The organism is Sphingomonas panacisoli (genome assembly GCF_007859635.1).
In the GTDB taxonomy this organism is placed as follows: Bacteria; Pseudomonadota; Alphaproteobacteria; order Sphingomonadales; family Sphingomonadaceae; genus Sphingomonas; species Sphingomonas panacisoli.
In genome coordinates this window covers 1,517,416-1,534,893 of record NZ_CP042306.1, presented here as the reverse complement: position 1 = coordinate 1,534,893, position 17,478 = coordinate 1,517,416, and the positions used below count along the sequence as shown (strand labels likewise).

Sequence of the window (17,478 nt, the reverse complement as noted above, 5' to 3'; positions counted from 1 at the left end):
TTCCCTATTCGACGCGCGGTTGCTTATCGACCTGCCAGGTCTGGCCCTGGCTCAGCAGCTTCTGCAGGTCGGGCTTCTTGCCCTCGGCCGCCGCCTTGTTCTGCGCGACCACCGCGCTGTCGAAGGTCGGGGCGGGATCGTCGTACAGCACGCCGAGCGCCATCGGGAATGCACCGAACGGCATTTCGACCAGCATGTGCGCGAGGCCGCGATTGGTCTGATCGTGCACCGCGACATGTGCTGCCTGCCAGTCGCCATCGACGACATCGACCACCTTCAGCACCAGCCGGTCGGTGTCCATCGTCAGCCCTTTGGTACCACCTGCGAACAGCAGAGGCTGGCCATGCTCGACCCACATCTGGTTGCCCGAATTGGCCTTGTCGGTGAACGCCGCGAACACGTCGTCATTGTAGACGATGCAGTTCTGGAAGATCTCGACGAACGCCGCGCCCTGGTGCGCGTATGCCGCCTTCAGCACCATCGGCAGGTTCTTGTGTACGTCGATCCCGCGCGCGACGAACCGCGCGCCCGATCCCAGCGCGAACGCACAGGGCGTCGCCGGACGATCGACCGAGCCGAACGGCGTCGAGGGACTGCGCGTCCCGACGCGCGACGTCGGCGAATATTGCCCCTTGGTCAGGCCGTAGATCTCGTTGTTGAACAGCAGCACCTGGCAATTCAGGTTCCGCCGCAGCAAGTGCATCGTATGGTTGCCGCCGATCGACAGCGCATCGCCGTCGCCGGTGATGATCCACACGTCGAGCTCCGGATTGGCCAGCTTGACCCCCGTCGCCACCGCCGGCGCACGGCCGTGGATGGTATGGAAGCCGTAGGTCTCCATGTAATACGGAAAGCGCGACGAACAGCCGATACCGCTGACGAACACGGTATTTTCCGGCCGTGCGCCGATTTCCGGCATGGTGCGCTGCACCGCCTTCAGGATCGCATAGTCGCCGCAACCGGGACACCAGCGTACTTCCTGGTCGGTCTCCCAATCCTTGGGCAGCGACTTTGCGGGCGGGGTCATGTCGTTCATGGGTTCACTGCCTTGATCGAGGGCAATTCGGTGTTGTCGGCGGGGACTTCACCGCCGCCACCGCCGTCGAGCATCGCCGCGATCGCGGCTTCGATCTCGACGATGCGGAACGGCTGGCCCGACACCTTGTTGAGCGGCTTGGCATCGACGAGGTACTGGTCGCGCAGCACGGTCTTGAGCTGGCCGGTGTTCATCTCCGGCACCAGCACCTTGTCAAAGCCCTTGAGCAACGCGCCAAGGTTCGCCGGCAGCGGCCAGATGTGCCTGATGTGGATGTGGCTGACGTCGAGCCCCTTGCGCCGCGCACGCCGCACCGCCTGGTGGATGGGCCCGAAGGTCGAACCCCAACCAACGACCGCCAGCTTGCCGCGCTCATTACCGAGTTCGACCGTTTGGTCGGGCACCTTGATCCCCGCGACCTTCGCCTGACGCGTGTCGGTCATCGCCTGGTGATTAGCCGGGGAGTAGTCGATGTTGCCCGTTCCCTGCGCCTTCTCGATCCCGCCGATCCGGTGGAGCAGACCAGGCGTGCCGGGCTTCACCCAGGGCCGCGCGAGCTTGTTGTCGCGGGCATAAGGTTTGAATCCGTCGCTCGGCACCTCGGTCGTGAACTTGACCGGGAACGGCGCATAGGCGTTGACCTCCGGCACCTTCCAGGGCTCTGCGGCGTTGGCGATATAGCCGTCGGTCAGCAGCATCACCGGCGTCATGTATTCGGTTGCGATGCGGCACGCCTCGATCGCCACTTCAAAACAATCGGCAGCCGATCGCGCGGCGATCACCGGCATAGGCGCATCGCCGTTACGGCCATAGACCGCCTGATAGAGGTCGGACTGCTCGGTCTTCGTCGGCAGGCCGGTCGACGGGCCGCCGCGCTGCGAATTGACTACCACCAGCGGCAGTTCCGTCATGATCGCGAGCCCGATCGCTTCGCCCTTCAGCGCGATGCCCGGCCCCGACGACGAGGTGACGCCGAGTTGCCCTGCATAGGACGCACCGATCGCCGAGGCGACCGCGGCGATCTCGTCCTCCGCCTGGAAGGTGGTGACGCCGAACTCCTTCAGACGCGACAGGTGATGCAAGATCGCCGATGCCGGCGTGATCGGATAGCCGCCGAAGAACATCGGCAGATCGGCGAGTTGCGCGCCTGCGACCAGCCCCATCGAGATCGCCTCGGCGCCGGTCACCGTCCGATACAGGCCAGGCTCAGCCGGTGCGGCGGCGACATGGTGCTGGGTCAGCGGGCCGGAAATCTCCGCCGTTTCGCCATAAGCGTGCCCGGCGTTGATCGCGGCGATGTTCGCCTCGGCCAGCGTCGGGTTCTTCGCGAACTTTGCCTTCAGCCAATCGATCAGCGGCTGGCGATCACGGTCGAACATCCAGAGCGCCAACCCCAGCGTCCACATATTCTTGCAGCGCAGCGCTTCCTTGTTGCCGAGCCCAAACGGCTTCACCGCGTCGAGCGTCAACTGCGAGATGTTGAACGCCAGCACCTGCCATTTCGCCAGGCTACCGTCGTCGATCGGATTGGCGTCGTACTTCGCCTTAGCCAGGTTGCGCTCGGTGAACTCGCCGCTGTCGGCGATGATCAGCCCGCCTAGCTTGAGCGCATCGACGTTGGTCTTGAGCGCGGCCGGGTTCATCGCGACCAGCACGTCGAGCTCGTCGCCCGCCGTCTCGATCGCGGTCGAGCCGAAATTGATCTGGAAGGCGGAGACGCCGAACAGCGTACCGAGCGGCGCACGGATCTCCGCCGGGAAATCGGGGAAGGTCGCCAGGTCGTTGCCCGCCAGCGCGGTGGACAGCGTGAACTGCCCACCGGTCAACTGCATCCCATCGCCGGAATCCCCGGCAAAGCGGACGACGATCGATTCTGCGGGTGGATTGGCCGACGCCTCCGTGGGCGTCACTTCGTGGGCGGCGGTCGCCATGTCAGCACTGTTCCTGCGTCATGTCGGGCTTCTCTATGCGCGGAGCCCCTGGCGACCAACGTAGATCGGTTACGCCTGTGTGCAAACCGTTCTTTGCCACCCGTCGGCGAACGCCTGTCCCAAGGTGAGGATCGCGGCGACGTGACGGCGGGCGATCGCGAGGACGTCGTCGCCGTACCCGCCACCGACCGTGCTTGCGAGCGGGATGCGGCGATCGATCGCGAGGCGGGCGACGAGGCGCTCGCGGCGGGCCAGACCGTCGTCGGTCAGCTTGAGCCTACCCAGCCGATCACCCTCGAATGGATCGATCCCGGCCTGATAGAGGATCATGTCGGGCTGCTCGCCGTCGAGCACCGGCGCCAGCGTCGCCTTGAGCGTGTCGAGATACTCGTCGTCTCCCACCCCATCGACCAGCGGCACGTCGAGTGTCGACCGCGCTTTGCGCGCCGGGAAGTTCTTCGCCGCGTGGATCGAATAAGTCGCGATGCCCGGCCGTCCCGCCGTCAACGCCGCGGTACCGTCGCCTTGATGCACATCGCAATCGACGATCAGCACGCGACGCCCCTCTTCCGCCAGCCGGATCGCGGCGATGGCGAGGTCGTTGAACACGCAATAGCCCGCGCCGGTATCCGCCAGCGCATGATGACTCCCGCCAGCACTGTTCGCCGCATAGCCGCGCTCCAGCGCCAGCTTGGCCGCGAGGTATGTCCCGCCCGGCACGATCTGCGCGCGCCGTGCGACCGTCGCGTTGACCGGAAAGCCGATCCGCCGTTCCTTCTCGCGGGGAACGCGGGCCTCGATCACCTCGGCGACATATTCCGGATCGTGCGCCGCCTCGATCCACTCGCGGGCCATCGCCTCGGGCTCGAACCATGCGATCGCACCGCCTGCCGCGCGCAACAGATCGCGGATCGCGCCGTTCTTGTTCCACTGATAGCCCGACCGCGGCTGGCCGGGCGCGACATAATCCGGGTGATGGACGACCGCGATCATCGGTTTTACTTACGAACTGAATTCTGGAGAGGATAGCCATGACCGACCCCTTCGTCCGCCCCGATGCCCGCCAGTTCCTCGATTTCCTCGCATCGATGCCGGGGCCGAAGATGCACGAAATGGACGCCCCGTCCGCGCGCGCAGTCTATACGATGATGAAGGACGTCGCCGATCCGCCGATCGGCGAACTCGGCACGATGCTCGACCTCGCCATTCCCGGCCCCGATGGCGACATCCCGGCCCGCCTATTCGATCCGCGCGCCACTCGCGAGCCGGGGCCTGCCGTCGTTTTCTTCCACGGCGGCGGTTTCGTGATCGGCGACCTCGACAGTCACGCGAGCTTCACCGCCGAGATGGCGCGCGTATTGGACCTGCCGGTGGTCGCGGTCGACTATCGCCTCGCCCCCGAAGCGAAATGGCCCGCCGCGCCGGACGATTGCGAAGCGGCGGCGCGCTGGGTCGCGGGCAGTCCGGCCGAGATCGGCCGGTCGGTCACGTCGTTGATCCTTGTCGGCGACAGCGCGGGCGGCAATCTCGCGATCGTCACCGCGGCCGCCTTGCGCGATGCACCCGCCGCCGTGCCGGTGATCGCCCAACTGTCCTTCTATCCTGCAACCGACTCCAGCCGCGAATATCCGAGCTATAGCCAGTTCGCCGACGGCTATCTGCTGACAAAGGAGAGCATGGACTGGTTCATGGCCGCGTACGGCGCCGAGAACGAGCATATCCGCACATCGCCGTTGCTCGGCAATCTCGAGGACATGCCGCCCGCTGTGGTGGTGACCGGCAGCCTCGACCCGATCCGCGACCAGGGGCGCGCCTATGCCGCAGCGTTAGCCACCGCCGGGGTGCCGGTCGTGTTTCGCGAAGCGAAGGGCAACATCCACGGTTTCATCACCTTGCGAAAAGCAATCCCGTCGAGCGTCGGCGACGTGATGGGTGCGCTCGCCGCACTCAAGGATATCATCGTCGAAGCCGAGGGCGATCGTGTCATGGCCCAAGCTGCCGAATGACCGACAAGAACGACCTGCCCTATCGTCCCTGCGCCGGGGTGATGCTGCTCAATGCCGATGGCCTCGCCTTTGCGGGGCAGCGTCTCGATACGACGATGGAAGCGTGGCAGATGCCCCAGGGCGGGATCGACCCAGGCGAAGAAGCCGGCGAGGCTGCGATCCGTGAATTGGGCGAGGAAATCGGCGTCGGCCCGGAGCACGTCGAGTTGATCGCCGAGGCTCCAGGCGAATTCTTCTACGACTTGCCCGACGATCTGATCGGCAAGGTATGGAAGGGCAAATGGCGTGGGCAGCGGCAGAAATGGTTCCTCTACCGCTTCCTCGGCGACGACACCGACATCGACCTCGCGACGCCGCACCCCGAATTCATGTCGTGGCGCTGGGTCGATCCGCACGAACTGCCCGGCTTGATCGTACCGTTCAAACGCAAGCTCTACGAAGACGTGATCGCCGCATTTTCGGGACATCTGACCCGCGCCTGACGCTTGCAAAGGTCGGCGCGGCTCTGCACGATGTGCCAAGCAAGTAAGGGGAGTATCGCATGCTTAAGTGGGTAGCGCTCGCGGCCATGGTCTGGTCGATGCCAGCATCAGCGAAGAACTGGTTCCTGGTGGCGACGTCGGAATCGAAGACGACCGCCTATTTCATCGACCGCGACAGCATCGTGAACACGGGCGGTTCGCTGCGTCGCGTGACCGCGTGGAGCGTGCATTCGACCGACGACACCGACGGCACCGCATCGCGCGAGCTGGTGCTCGAATTCGACTGCTCGACCCCGCGCTACCGGTTCCTGCACCTGACCGGCTACAGCGCCAGCCTGACCGTGCTCGCCGACGATGTCGGATCGGGCAAATGGCGCGACGTCGGCGGCGGGTCGCTTGACGATTCGGCGCGCCAGTTCGCCTGTTCGGGCGGAACCAAGCCCAGCAGCGCGAAGAGTTACGGTGCCAGCAATCCGTTCAACGCGGGCCGCGTTGCGCTGAGCGCTGGATCGTCGTCGAGTGGCGCCAATAAACACTGACGATCGTTTCGCGGGGGTTCACCCCGCGACCGGACCGGCCTAGACGGCGGGGATGAAAGTCCCCGCCGTTTCCGCGCTGCTCGACCGGATCGCCGCCGAGCCGATGCTCGACCACACGCGCGCCTGGGCAGCGATCAACAGCGGGACGCGTAACCTCGACGGGCTGAGGATGATGGCGGGGGCACTGGCCGATGCCTTCTCCGTTCTGCCCGGCGAACTGTCGCTGATCGACCCGGCTCCTGCCGAGAGCGTTTCCACCGATGGCACGGTCAGCGCGATCGAACATGGTCGCCACCTTGTCCTGCGCGTCCGCCCTGATGCGGCGACGCGGATGCTGTTTACGGGCCATATGGATACGGTCTACCCGATCGATCACGCGTTTCAGGACCAGCGTTTCCTCGACGACAACACGCTGAACGGGCCCGGGGTGGCCGACATGAAGGGCGGTCTCGCGCTGCTGCTCGCCGCGCTGAAAGCGGTCGAGACATCGCCGTTGGCGGGCCGGATCGGCTACGACGTGATGATCAATTCGGACGAAGAGACCGGGTCCTTCTCGTCCGCCGCGCTGATCGCTGACCTCGCGCGTGGCAAGGTAGCCGCCCTCACCTACGAACCCGCGCTCGCCGACGGTACCCTAGCTGGCGCGCGCGGCGGGACGGGCAATTTCTCGATCGTCGTGCACGGCAAGAGCGCCCATGCCGGACGCAATCCCGACGACGGCCGCAACGCGATCGTGGCGGCGTCCGATCTTGCCGTCCGGCTGTTCTCGGCGAAGCAGGAGGGGCTGGCGGTCAACCCGGCGCGGATCGAGGGTGGCGGGCCGAACAACGTCGTCCCGGACCTCGCCATCCTGCGCGTCAATTTCCGCCCCGCCTCGCCCGAAGCGATCGATACTGCCCAGGCCGCGATCGACTGGGCCATCGCCGAGGTTGCCGCCGACCGCAACGTGCAGATCGACTTGCACGGCAGCTTCAACCGCCCACCCAAGCCGATCGACGACGGCGCGGCGACGCTGTTCGCGCTGGTCAAGGACAGCGGCGCGGACCTCGGCCTCGATATCGGGTGGAAAGCGACCGGCGGGGTGTGCGACGGCAACAATATCGCGGCCGCCGGCGTGCCGGTGGTGGACACGATGGGCGCGCGTGGCGGGGCGATTCATTCGACCGACGAGTTCCTGTTGGTCGACTCGCTCGTCGAACGCGCGGCATTATCGGCGCTGACGGTGTTGAAGATCGCCGAAAAGGGGGGATTGTGAGCTTTCGTATTCGTGCCGCGAGCGACGGCGACCTCGACCATCTCTACGAAATGGCGAAGCTGACCGGCGGCGGATTCACCAACCTGCCCGCCGATCGCCGCGCTTTGCGGAAACGGCTCGGCGTCAGCAGCGCAGCGTTTTCGCGAGACGAGGAAACGCTCGGCGACGACGTGTTCGTGTTGATGCTGGAAAACGTCGCGACTGGCGAAGTCCGCGGGACGTGCCAGATGTTCAGCCAAGTCGGCACCAACCACCCCTTCTATTCCTACCGCATCGCGACCCTGACGCAGCAGAGCGAGGAACTCGGCCGCACCTTCCGCGCCGAAATGCTCAGCCTGACCACCGACCTGGAAGGATCGAGCGAGGTCGGCGGTCTATTCCTCCATCCGGGCGAGCGCGCCGGCGGGCTCGGCATGCTGCTCGCGCGCAGCCGCTATCTGTTCATCGCGATGCACCGTCAGCGCTTCGCCGACCGCATCCTGGCGGAGCTGCGCGGGATCATCGACGAAGCGGGCGGGTCGCCGTTCTGGGACGGCTTGGCCGGGCGGTTCTTCGGAATGAATTTCCAGGACGCCGACCGCTTCAACGCGACCCACGGCCACCAGTTCATCGCCGATCTGTTCCCCAAGCACCCGATCTACGTCGCGATGCTGACCGAGAGCGCACGCAGCGTCATCGGCCTCCCCCACCCTTCCGGTCGCGCCGCGATGCGCATGCTCGAAAGCGAGGGGTTCGCGTTCGAGAAGTATATCGACATTTTCGACGGGGGGCCGACGATGACGGCCCACACCGACCGCGTGAAGAGCATCGCAGATTCGCAAGTGGCGACGGTCGTGGCGGTCGATGACGACGGCGGGGAGCGCGTACTGGCCGCAACCGGGCATCTTGCCGGCTTCCGCTGCGCCTTCGCCCAGATGCGCGAAGCGGGTGGCGGCGTAGTCGTAGATCGCACCGCCGCGACAGCGCTCGGCGTCCGCGAGGGCGACCAGGTCACCTATATCGGCCGCGCGTGATGGTCGTCGAAATCAACTTCGACGGAATCGTCGGGCCGAGCCACAATTATGCCGGATTGAGCCCGGGAAACCTGGCCGCCACGTCGAATGCCGGCATGACGTCACGGCCGCGCGAAGCGGCACTGGAGGGCGTGGCGAAGATGCGCGCCAACCTCGCATTGGGGCTGACGCAAGGTATCCTCCTGCCCCACGATCGCCCCGACGACAGCTGGTTGGCGAGTCTGGCGATCGATTATGCCGATGCCCCGACGCATCTGAAGGCGCAGGCGCTGTCCGCGTCGCCGATGTGGGCGGCGAACGCGGCGACCGTCTCGCCTGCCCCAGACGCCGGGGACGGCCGTTGCCACCTCACTGTCGCCAACCTCGTGACGATGGCGCACCGCAGCCACGAATGGCCCGAGACGCTGGCACAACTCCGCCTCGCGTTCGCCGATCCGGCATTCGCGGTACACGAACCCGTCCCCGCCCCGTTCGGCGACGAGGGCGCGGCTAACCACATGCGCCTCGCCGAGCATCATGGCGCGCCGGGCGTCGAAGTCTTCGTCTATGGCGAGAGCGGCGGTCCCTTTCCCGCCCGGCAACGCCGCGAATCATCCGAAGCCGTCGCCCGCGCGCATCGCCTCGCCCTGAATCACACGATCTTCGCCCAGCAATCGGTCGCTGCGATCGCCGCCGGCGCGTTTCACAACGACGTCGTCGCGGTTGCCAACGAACGCGTGCTGTTCGCGCACGAGCAGGCGTTCGAGAACAAGGCGCGGCTCTACGCCGACATCACTCGCATCGCGCCCTGGGCCGAGATCGTCGAGATTCCCGCGAGCCGTGTAAGCCTCACCGACGCGATCTCGTCCTACCTATTCAACGCGCAACTCGTGACGCTGCCGGACGGCACGATGGCCCTGATCGTCCCAGGCGAGACGCGCGACAATGGTGCCGTCTGGGCCTGGCTGCAGGAGATGCTCGCCGGCAACGGCCCGATCCGCCGAGTCGAGGTGGTCGATGTCCGCCAGTCGATGCGCAACGGCGGCGGTCCGGCATGCCTGCGCCTGCGCGTAGTCGCCGATCCCACGACGGTCGATCCCCGCTTCCTGGTCGACGATGCCAAGCTCGACCGCATCGCCGCGGTTATCGAGGCACATTGGCCGGAGGAAATCGCGATCGACCGGATCGGCGACCCTGCGCTGATCGCCCGCATCCGCGCCGCGCGCGAAGCGCTGCTCGACGCGCTCGAAATCGTCGGGTTAACTTACAAATAACCACGTCCGTTAACGCGGAACGACGCGTTTCCGCCATTGGCACGAGTCATGCGTAAATCGCGGACATGTGGACCAAATTCGCCCGACTGTTCGTCATCAAGACCAAGTTCGAAGCGTTTCTGATTATCTATGGCCTCGGCCTCGGCGCGGTCGAGCGCGGCGTCCACTACCTCCAGCAATATCCCGGCTATGGCGGCTGGATGCTCTTCGCGGTCTGCCCGGTCGCGGTGTTCATGGCGGGCGCGCGGATTTTGGATTCGATCGAGCGCAGCCGCGCCGATTGAACCTCGCTTGACTTGATCGCGGCGAAAGCGGACCGCGAGCTCATGCAGCCGGTTGCCGAACGCCCGCTTCCCGATGCCGCCGCCTTCGCCGCGATCAGCGACGCGGGCGAGCCGGTGGTCATGCGCGGGCTGGTCGCGGATTGGCCGGTCGTCGTCAGTGCGCAGCGGGGAGAACTCGCCAACTATCTCACCGCGATGGCGAACGACGTTCAGCTCGCAATGGTACGCTCGCCCGCCAGCGAGGAAGGTCGGTTGCACTACTCGGCGGCGGTCGATCGGCCAAATTTCAACCGCGAACCGGCATCGATCGCCGACTTTTTCGCCGCGCTCGACCAACAGGCGGACGCCCCCGCGCCCGACCGACTGGCGATTCAGGGCGTCGCCGCTGAGCAAATTCTGCCGGGCTTCGCCGCTGCCAACCCGATGCCGCTCCTGCCGCCGGACGTCGAGCCACGTTTATGGCTGGGCACGGCGGCGATCGTCGCGACGCATCACGATCAGGTCGAGAACATCGCCTGCGTCGCGGCCGGCCGCCGCCGCTTTACGCTGTTCCCGCCGGAGCAGGTCGCCAACCTGTACATGGGGCCGTTCCACCTCACCCCGGCCGGCACCGCGGTCAGCATGGCGCATGTGACGCAGCCCGATCTCGATCGCTTCCCGGGGTTTGCCGACGCGCTCGCCGACGCGCAGACCGTCGAACTCGAGCCCGGCGATGCGATCTACATCCCGTATGGCTGGTATCATCACGTAGAGGCGCTCTCGCCGCTGAACCTGCTGGTCAACTATTGGTGGAATCCGGCGCGCCGCGATGTCGGGTCGCCCTGGGATGCGCTGATGCACGGCATGATCGCGTTGCGCCAGCTACCGCCCGCTCAACGGCGGTCGTGGCGCGCGATGTTCGACCATTACGTCTTCAAGAGCGATGTCGATCCCGCTGCGCATCTGCCGGAGGCTGCGCGCGGTATCCTCGGCGCGGAATCGCCGGCGGATCTGGCGATGATGCGTCAGTCGATCATCGCCGCCCTGCAAAAAACGCAGGGGTCGCGCTAGCCTACCACCACACCTCAGGCCGTGCCGTAAATCCGGCCCGCTCCTCGATCGCCAGGCACGCGTTCAGTACGCCCTGCTCGTCCAGCGCCTTGCCGATCACCTGCAGCCCCAGCGGCAAGCCGTCCTTGTCGAGCCCGCCCGGCACCGACATCGCCGGTAGCCCGGCAAGGCTAGACGGCACCGTGAAGACATCGTTGAGGTACATCGCGATCGGATCGGCCGACTTCTCGCCCAGCGCGAACGCGGCCGAAGGTGCGGTCGGGGTCAGGAGCAGGTCGCACGACTTCCACGCCTCGTCGAAATCGCGAGCGATCAGCGCACGGACCTTCGAAGCTTGTGTGAAGTACGCGTCGTAAAATCCTGCCGACAGGACGTAAGTGCCGATCAGGATGCGGCGCTTCACCTCGGCACCAAAGCCTTCGGCCCGGGTCGCGGCATACATATCCTGCAAGTTCGCCCCCTCGGGCAGGTCACGCAGTCCGTACCGTACGCCGTCATAGCGCGCGAGATTGGACGACGCCTCCGCCGGCGCGATGATGTAATAGGCCGGCAGCGCGTATTTGGTGTGCGGCAACGACACCTCGACCACCTCGGCGCCGGCGTCCTTGACCCATTGAATGCCCTGCTGCCACAGCGCCTCGATCTCGGCCGGCATATTATCGACGCGATATTCCTTGGGGATACCGATCCGCTTGCCGGCCAGGCTGGCGTTCAGGCCCGCTTCCCACCTGGGTACGTCGAGCTGGAGGCTGGTCGCATCCTTCGCGTCGAACCCGGCCATCGCCTCGAGCATGATCGCGCAGTCGCGCACATCACGCGCCATCGGCCCAGCCTGATCGAGGCTGGACGAAAACGCCACCACTCCCCAGCGCGAGCAACGCCCATAGGTAGGCTTGATGCCAGAAATGCCGGTGAACGCCGCCGGCTGACGGATCGAACCGCCAGTGTCGGTGCCAGTCGCCGCCGGGCACAGCCGCGCCGCGATCGCCGCCGAGCTGCCCCCCGACGAGCCGCCGGGCGCGAGCGGCGCGTTGCCGCCGTCTCTGCGCCGCCACGGGCTGATGACGTTACCGAAATACGAGGTCTCGTTCGACGATCCCATTGCGAACTGGTCCATGTTGAGCTTGCCCAACATGCCCGCGCCCGCATCCCACAGATTCTGCGAGACGGTCGATCCGTACTCAGGCTTGAACCCTTCGAGGATATGGCTCGCCGCCGTCGAGGCCACGCCCTTCGTGCAGAACAGGTCCTTCATCCCGATCGGCACACCGGCGAGCGGCTTGAGCTCGTCACCCTTGGCGCGCGCGTCGTCGGTGGCTTTGGCGGCGGCGAGTGCGTGCTCGGGAGTCTCGACCAGGAACGTGTTCAGCGTCTTCGCCTTGGCGACCTGCGCATTGAACGCCTCGGCTACGTCGGTCGCGGAGAAGGTGCCGGCGCGTACGCCGTCGCGGATGGCGGCCACGCCGAGATCAGTGATGTCGGCCACTATTCGATCACCTTCGGCACGGTGAAGAAGCCATGCTCGGCCTGCGGAGCGTTCGCCAGGACCGCCGCGCGCTTGCCGCCGGCGGTCAGCGGGTCGGCATCGACCACGTCGTCGCGCAGGCGCAAATGATTGGGGATAACCGCGGTCATCGGCGCGATGCCCGACGTGTCGACCTCGCCCAACTGCTCGATCCAGCCCATAATATTATCGAGTTCGGGCGCGATCTTCGCGACCTCCTCGTCGGTGATCGCGATACGAGCAAGGCTCGCGATCTTCTTTACGGTTGCGGCGTCTACGGACATGCAGGCGCGGCTAAAGGCCGAGCGCCGAGATTGCAACCGTTCTGGCTATCGGGCAACGGCGCTGCATGGCTCGCAAATTCCTCTACGCCGTCATCATCCTGATCGTGCTGTTCACGATCGGCGCCGGCTTGCTCTATTATTTCCAGAAGGAATTGATGAAGCTGGCGCTGGTACCGGGCGAGAGCTTTGCCGGTGGCCCCGCGACGCCGGCGCAGCGCTACAAGAATGCCGATATGTGGTTCGCGCGGCCCGACATTCCGGGCAATCCTGCCTTGTGGACGCCCGCGAACTTCAAGCCGGGCGACAAGCGTCCCGCGGCGGTTTTCTTCATCCATCCTACCTCGTACATCGACCGCGCGCACTGGAACGCACCGCTCGACGACCCGCGGGCCAACCAATATGCGCGCGTGTTTCTCAAGGGTCAGGCTTCCGCGTTCAACGAGATCGGCGATGTTTGGGCGCCGCGTTATCGACAAGCGACGTTCGGTGCGTTCCTCACCAGCCAGGCGGACGCCGAGAAGGCGCTCGATTTCGCGTACAGGGACGTGCTCGCAGCGTTCGACGAATTTCTGGCGGAAGTGGGGCCTGATCGGCCGATCGTGCTCGCGGGACATAGTCAGGGCGCGCTGCACCTCGAGCGACTGTTGCGGGAGCGCGTCGCGGGCAAGCCGCTCGCGAACCGGATCGTCGCGGCGTACGTCGTCGGCTGGCCGATATCGAAGACCGCCGATCTGCCGGTGCTCGGCTTGCCCGAATGCACCGCCGCCGATCAGGCTGGCTGCATCCTGTCGTGGCAAAGCTACGCCGAACCCGCCGATCCGTCGCAGGTGCTCGATGTCTATGATGCGACGACCGGGTTCGACGGCCAGCCGCGCAAGGACACGGCAATGGTCTGCACGAACCCGATCACCGGCACGGCGAATGGTACGGCCGAAGCGAAGGACAACCTGGGGACGTTGGTGCCGACCAAGGCGCTCGACACCGCGATGCTCGCAATACCTGGCGTGCCGGCGGCGTGCACCGGGCGCGGGCTGCTGTCGATCGGAACGCCGATCGATCTGGGCGGTTACGTGTTGCCGGGCAACAACTATCACGTGTTCGATTATTCGCTGTTCTGGGCGAACGTCCGCCGCGACGTGATGCGGCGGTATCAGGCGAAGTGGGGCGCAACCCCCGCGCCTGCCGGAAAATGATCACCGAGGATCGAGGAACCTATCGCGCAGCCTTGCCGGAAGGCGGTCGGCTGCTGGGGCTCGATGTCGGGACCAAGACGATCGGTACGGCGCTATGTGACGCCGGATGGAGTTTCGCGAGCCCGGCCGAGCTGATCCGCCGCACGAAGTTCACGGCCGATAAGGCGCAACTGATCGCGATGATCGGCGGCCAGGCGGTCAAGGGGCTCGTCGTCGGCCTCCCACTCAACCTCGACGGCAGCGACAGTCCGCGCACGCAATCGACGCGAGCGTTCGCGCGCAACCTGACCGACCTGGCCCTGCCGATCCTGCTGTGGGACGAACGTTGGTCGACCCAAGCGGTGGAGCGCCAGATGATCGCCGAGGACCTGTCGCGCGCCAAACGGGCCGAACGGGTCGATAAACTCGCCGCGAGTTACATCCTGCAGGGGGCGATCGACGCGCTGGTTGGCGTGTAGCAACTATTTTCGGGGGATGTGGAGACCCTGCACCGGCGCGCCGAGGAGCGCATTACGCTGTTCCGCCGCCCGGCGCATGACTTCGCGGGGGGTACCGAAATACGTCATCGGCGTCATGCCCATGTACGCCTTGAAGTCGCGGTTGAAGTGCGCCTGATCGTAATATTGCGAATCGATGAGCTGGCCGAGCGGCTGATCGAGCGCGTCGCGGACCTTCGCGAGCGTGCGCAGGAAGCGCTGGCGTCGCAGTAGGCGCACTGGCGAGAAACCGAACACCGTGCGGCACACGCGGTGCAGCGTGCGTTGCTCCATCTCGACTGCCTCGGCGAGTTCCGCGACCTGATCTGCTTTGCCGTCGAGCAGTGCCTGTTGAACCTTCGCGACGGCATCGTGATACCGGCTCGGTTCGGGCCTACGCGCCATTAGCAGGGCGTCGAGGATCGCCACCATCGCCGCATCGTCCTGCGCCGCGGCCAGGGTCTGGCGGAGCGCCTCGCCCGGGGTGCCGAGCTCGTCGCCGAGCGGCAGGATAGCATTCGCGGCCTTCGACGCGTCGCTGCCGATCAGGCTCAACCAGCCGATCGGCGTCAGCCCGATGCCGATCGTCAGACCTCCTCGGCTGTCGAACCGGCGCGTACGGTCGGTCGGGCCGAAAATGACGGCGGGTGCCGGCGGCGGCGTCATGTCGTGGCCGTCGGGGCTGCCGAACCGCATGTCGCCGACCAGCAGAAAGCGGATGTTGCCCCATTCGGGATGCGTGAAATCGGCCAGAGGCCCAGGCGCATCGACGACGTAATAGGATGTGACCAGCGACCGCAACAGCGGCGCCGGCAGGTAAAAACGGACGTCGGGCGCGGCGCGCCCGGGTGCGACCCGATCTGACATTGATTCCCCCGCTGACTGCTTTGTCCAAAAAACGTCACGAAGGGAACCCATCGAATCCTAATCTAGATTAGGTACTGGCGTGCCTTGCGCGCGAGGCTCGCTCGGTTTAGGCGACGGCTTTAATGCAATCGTCCGATCATCGCCCCGCCGCCCTCATTTCGGGCGGCGCCGTCTTCCCGCACGGGCACCTGACCGGAATCGACGGTCTTCAACCGCACGAGATCGCGTTCCTGCTCGACGAAGCCGAGCAATGGATCGAGGCCAATCGCAATCGCGCCAAACCCGACAAGCGGCTCGCAGGCCTGACGCTGATCAATGCGTTCTTTGAGAACTCTACGCGCACATTGCTGTCGTTCGAGATCGCGGGGAAGCGGCTTGGTGCGGACGTCGTCAACATGGCGGTCGCGCAATCGAGCGTGAAGAAGGGCGAGACGCTGATCGACACCGCGCAGACGCTGAACGCAATGCGCGCCGACATGATCGTCATCCGTCATGCGAGTTCGGGCGCGGTGCGGTTGATTGCGGACAAGGTCGATTGCCCGGTGCTCAACGCCGGCGACGGCAGCCATGAGCATCCCACGCAAGCCCTGCTCGACGCACTGACGATCCGGCGGCGGCGCGGGTCGATCGCGGGCCAGCGCGTGGTTATCTGCGGCGATATCCTGCACAGTCGCGTCGCGCGATCCAACATCCTGGCGCTGACCGCGCTGGCCGCGGAGGTTCGCGTGGTTGCGCCGGCGACGCTCATGCCCGCCGCCATCGAGCGGATGGGCGTGACGCCCTACGCCGATTTCGACGCTGCGCTCGACGGCGCCGACGTTGTGATGATGCTGCGCCTGCAGAACGAGCGGATGTCGGGAGCGTTCATTCCGTCCACACGCGAATTCCATCTTCGCTACGGGCTGACGACCGAGCGGCTCGAACGTGCCAAGCCTGGCGCGCTCGTGATGCATCCCGGCCCGATGAACCGCGGGGTCGAGATCGATTCGAATGTCGCCGACGGTGTGCAATCGGCCATCACCGAGCAGGTCGAAATGGGCGTTGCGGTGCGCATGGCATGCCTCGATGTGCTGACACGACGCGCGCGCGGCGTGGAGGGGTGGGCATGACCGACCTCAGCTTCGTCAACGCGCGCATCGTGCGACCCGACGGTGCGGAGCCGGGCGAACTTCACGTCCGTGACGGGACGATCGTCGGCTCCCCTGCCCCGAACGCGACGACAATCGATTGTAGAGGCAAGACGCTGGCGCCCGGCATTGTCGATCTCGGCGTGTTCGCCATCGACCGCGCAGCGTTCCGCGCGGGTGGAATCGTGCGGGTCGGGCTGATGCCCGATCAATCGCCGGTGCTCGACGACCCGGGCATCGTTCAGCGTGCGTCTCTGGTCGGCAAGCCGCGCCTGTGGATCCACCCGATCGCCGCCGCGACCAAAGGACTGGCCGGGATCGATCTTGCCGAAATGGCGATCATGAAGGGAGCCGGCGCGAAAGCCGTGTCGACCGGCCGGCGCTGGATCGCGGACTCCGGGGTGATGCGGAAAGTGCTGGCCTATGCCCGCGACCTCGATCTGGCCGTGATCACGCATGCCGAGGATGGCGGACTGACCGACGGCAAGGTTGCGACCGAGGGTGAGACCGCGACCCGACTCGGTCTGCCCGCTGCGCCTGCGATTGCCGAGGCGCTCGCGGTCGCGCGCGATGTCGCCTTGGCCGAGGAAACCGGCGCGCGGCTGCACGTTCGTCAGGTCACGACCGCAGCGGGCTTCGCTCTTATCCGCGCCGCCAAACGACGTGGCGCGCGCGTGACCTGCGGGATCACCCCTGCCCATCTCCTGCTGTCCGACAATGCGATGAGCGATTTCCGCACCTTCGCGCACCTGTCGCCGCCGTTGCGCGACGAGAGCGACCGTCAGGCCGCACTGGCAGCGGTCAGGGACGGCACCGTCGACGTGCTGTGTTCGGGACACGACCCGCGCGGGCCGGAGGAAAAGCGCCTGCCCTTCGCGGATGCCGCGGCCGGCGCGTCGGGGGCGGAGACGTTGCTTGCGCTATCGCTATCGCTCGACCTGCCGATCGAGCGGCTGTTCGCGCTTCTTGCGGCCAACCCCGCCAGGATCCTCGGTGTGGAAACCGGCTCGCTGGCGCCCGGCATGTCGGCCGATCTGCTGTTGCTCGACGAAACCGCACCGTGGCAGATCAAGGGCGAGGCCATGACGGCAAGAGCCGGCAACACGCCATTCGACGGGTTGCCGGCTCAAGGAAAAGTGCTCCGCCTGTGGAAGGGCGGCGCGGAGATTTTGGCTTAG

The 17,478-nt window shown here is 66.0% G+C and carries 18 protein-coding genes; 12 read left to right on the top strand and 6 right to left on the bottom strand.

The window, feature by feature from the left end; translation table 11 throughout:
* Window positions 1–4: 4 nt before the first annotated feature.
* From FPZ24_RS07840 to FPZ24_RS07830, 3 genes are all read right to left on the bottom strand, one after another.
* Window positions 5–1,036, bottom strand: coding sequence for a 2-oxoacid:ferredoxin oxidoreductase subunit beta (locus tag FPZ24_RS07840; protein WP_146570808.1), 1,032 nt, complete (start codon window positions 1,034–1,036; stop codon window positions 5–7).
* Window positions 1,033–2,967, bottom strand: coding sequence for a 2-oxoacid:acceptor oxidoreductase subunit alpha (locus FPZ24_RS07835; protein WP_146570806.1), 1,935 nt, complete (start codon window positions 2,965–2,967; stop codon window positions 1,033–1,035). The genes FPZ24_RS07840 and FPZ24_RS07835 overlap by 4 nt, the downstream gene beginning before the upstream one ends.
* A gap of 69 nt (window positions 2,968–3,036) precedes the next feature.
* The gene (locus tag FPZ24_RS07830) at window positions 3,037–3,960 is read right to left on the bottom strand and encodes a histone deacetylase family protein (protein WP_146570804.1); all 924 of its coding nucleotides are present in this window, start codon (window positions 3,958–3,960) and stop codon (window positions 3,037–3,039) included.
* 38 nt (window positions 3,961–3,998) lie between these two features.
* Here FPZ24_RS07830 and FPZ24_RS07825 point away from each other — a divergent pair, with 38 nt between their 5' ends.
* The 8 genes from FPZ24_RS07825 (at window position 3,999) to FPZ24_RS07790 (ending at window position 10,849) form a co-directional block, all read left to right on the top strand.
* Window positions 3,999–4,973: an alpha/beta hydrolase gene (locus tag FPZ24_RS07825; protein ID WP_146570801.1), complete on the top strand. Its 975-nt coding sequence runs from the start codon at window positions 3,999–4,001 to the stop codon at window positions 4,971–4,973.
* Window positions 4,970–5,455, top strand: a complete 486-nt coding sequence (locus FPZ24_RS07820; RefSeq protein ID WP_146570799.1) for an RNA pyrophosphohydrolase — start codon at window positions 4,970–4,972, stop codon at window positions 5,453–5,455. Before FPZ24_RS07825 ends, FPZ24_RS07820 begins: the two co-directional genes overlap by 4 nt.
* 59 nt (window positions 5,456–5,514) lie before the next feature.
* Window positions 5,515–5,994, top strand: coding sequence for a surface-adhesin E family protein (locus FPZ24_RS07815; protein WP_146570797.1), 480 nt, complete (start codon window positions 5,515–5,517; stop codon window positions 5,992–5,994).
* A 52-nt stretch (window positions 5,995–6,046) separates the two neighbouring features.
* A complete protein-coding gene (locus FPZ24_RS07810; RefSeq protein ID WP_146570795.1) occupies window positions 6,047–7,249 on the top strand; it encodes a hydrolase in 1,203 nt (400 codons plus the stop codon).
* Window positions 7,246–8,262 (top strand): arginine N-succinyltransferase, encoded by a 1,017-nt coding sequence (locus FPZ24_RS07805; protein WP_146570793.1) that lies wholly within the window; start codon window positions 7,246–7,248, stop codon window positions 8,260–8,262. The genes FPZ24_RS07810 and FPZ24_RS07805 overlap by 4 nt, the downstream gene beginning before the upstream one ends.
* On the top strand, window positions 8,262–9,515 hold the full coding sequence (locus FPZ24_RS07800) for an N-succinylarginine dihydrolase (RefSeq protein ID WP_146574289.1): 1,254 nt from the start codon (window positions 8,262–8,264) through the stop codon (window positions 9,513–9,515). The genes FPZ24_RS07805 and FPZ24_RS07800 overlap by 1 nt, the downstream gene beginning before the upstream one ends.
* Before the next feature lie 65 nt (window positions 9,516–9,580).
* Window positions 9,581–9,799 carry a hypothetical protein gene (locus FPZ24_RS07795; RefSeq protein WP_146570791.1) on the top strand — a complete coding sequence of 73 codons (219 nt, stop codon included), beginning with the start codon at window positions 9,581–9,583 and terminating at the stop codon, window positions 9,797–9,799.
* A 42-nt stretch (window positions 9,800–9,841) separates the two neighbouring features.
* Window positions 9,842–10,849 (top strand): cupin-like domain-containing protein, encoded by a 1,008-nt coding sequence (locus FPZ24_RS07790; RefSeq protein ID WP_146570789.1) that lies wholly within the window; start codon window positions 9,842–9,844, stop codon window positions 10,847–10,849.
* A 1-nt stretch (window position 10,850) separates the two neighbouring features.
* On the opposite strand, the gene gatA is transcribed toward FPZ24_RS07790, so the two are convergent.
* Window positions 10,851–12,335, bottom strand: a complete 1,485-nt coding sequence (gene gatA / locus FPZ24_RS07785; protein WP_146570786.1) for an Asp-tRNA(Asn)/Glu-tRNA(Gln) amidotransferase subunit GatA — start codon at window positions 12,333–12,335, stop codon at window positions 10,851–10,853.
* Entirely contained in the window at window positions 12,335–12,637 is a 303-nt protein-coding gene (gatC, locus tag FPZ24_RS07780; protein WP_146570784.1) for an Asp-tRNA(Asn)/Glu-tRNA(Gln) amidotransferase subunit GatC, read from the bottom strand. The genes gatA and gatC overlap by 1 nt, the downstream gene beginning before the upstream one ends.
* Window positions 12,638–12,702: 65 nt before the next feature.
* Here gatC and FPZ24_RS07775 point away from each other — a divergent pair, with 65 nt between their 5' ends.
* Together FPZ24_RS07775 and ruvX are read left to right on the top strand one after the other, a co-directional pair.
* Window positions 12,703–13,830, top strand: coding sequence for a DUF3089 domain-containing protein (locus FPZ24_RS07775; RefSeq protein ID WP_146570782.1), 1,128 nt, complete (start codon window positions 12,703–12,705; stop codon window positions 13,828–13,830).
* A complete protein-coding gene (gene ruvX, locus FPZ24_RS07770) occupies window positions 13,827–14,288 on the top strand; it encodes a Holliday junction resolvase RuvX (RefSeq protein WP_146570780.1) in 462 nt (153 codons plus the stop codon). Before FPZ24_RS07775 ends, ruvX begins: the two co-directional genes overlap by 4 nt.
* A 3-nt stretch (window positions 14,289–14,291) precedes the next feature.
* Here ruvX and FPZ24_RS07765 read toward each other — a convergent pair whose 3' ends face one another.
* The gene (locus FPZ24_RS07765) at window positions 14,292–15,173 is read right to left on the bottom strand and encodes an AraC family transcriptional regulator (protein WP_186729136.1); all 882 of its coding nucleotides are present in this window, start codon (window positions 15,171–15,173) and stop codon (window positions 14,292–14,294) included.
* 122 nt (window positions 15,174–15,295) lie between these two features.
* Between FPZ24_RS07765 and FPZ24_RS07760 the strand changes: the two genes are divergently transcribed.
* Entirely contained in the window at window positions 15,296–16,282 is a 987-nt protein-coding gene (locus FPZ24_RS07760; RefSeq protein ID WP_146570776.1) for an aspartate carbamoyltransferase catalytic subunit, read from the top strand.
* The gene (locus FPZ24_RS07755) at window positions 16,279–17,478 is read left to right on the top strand and encodes a dihydroorotase (protein ID WP_146570774.1); all 1,200 of its coding nucleotides are present in this window, start codon (window positions 16,279–16,281) and stop codon (window positions 17,476–17,478) included. Before FPZ24_RS07760 ends, FPZ24_RS07755 begins: the two co-directional genes overlap by 4 nt.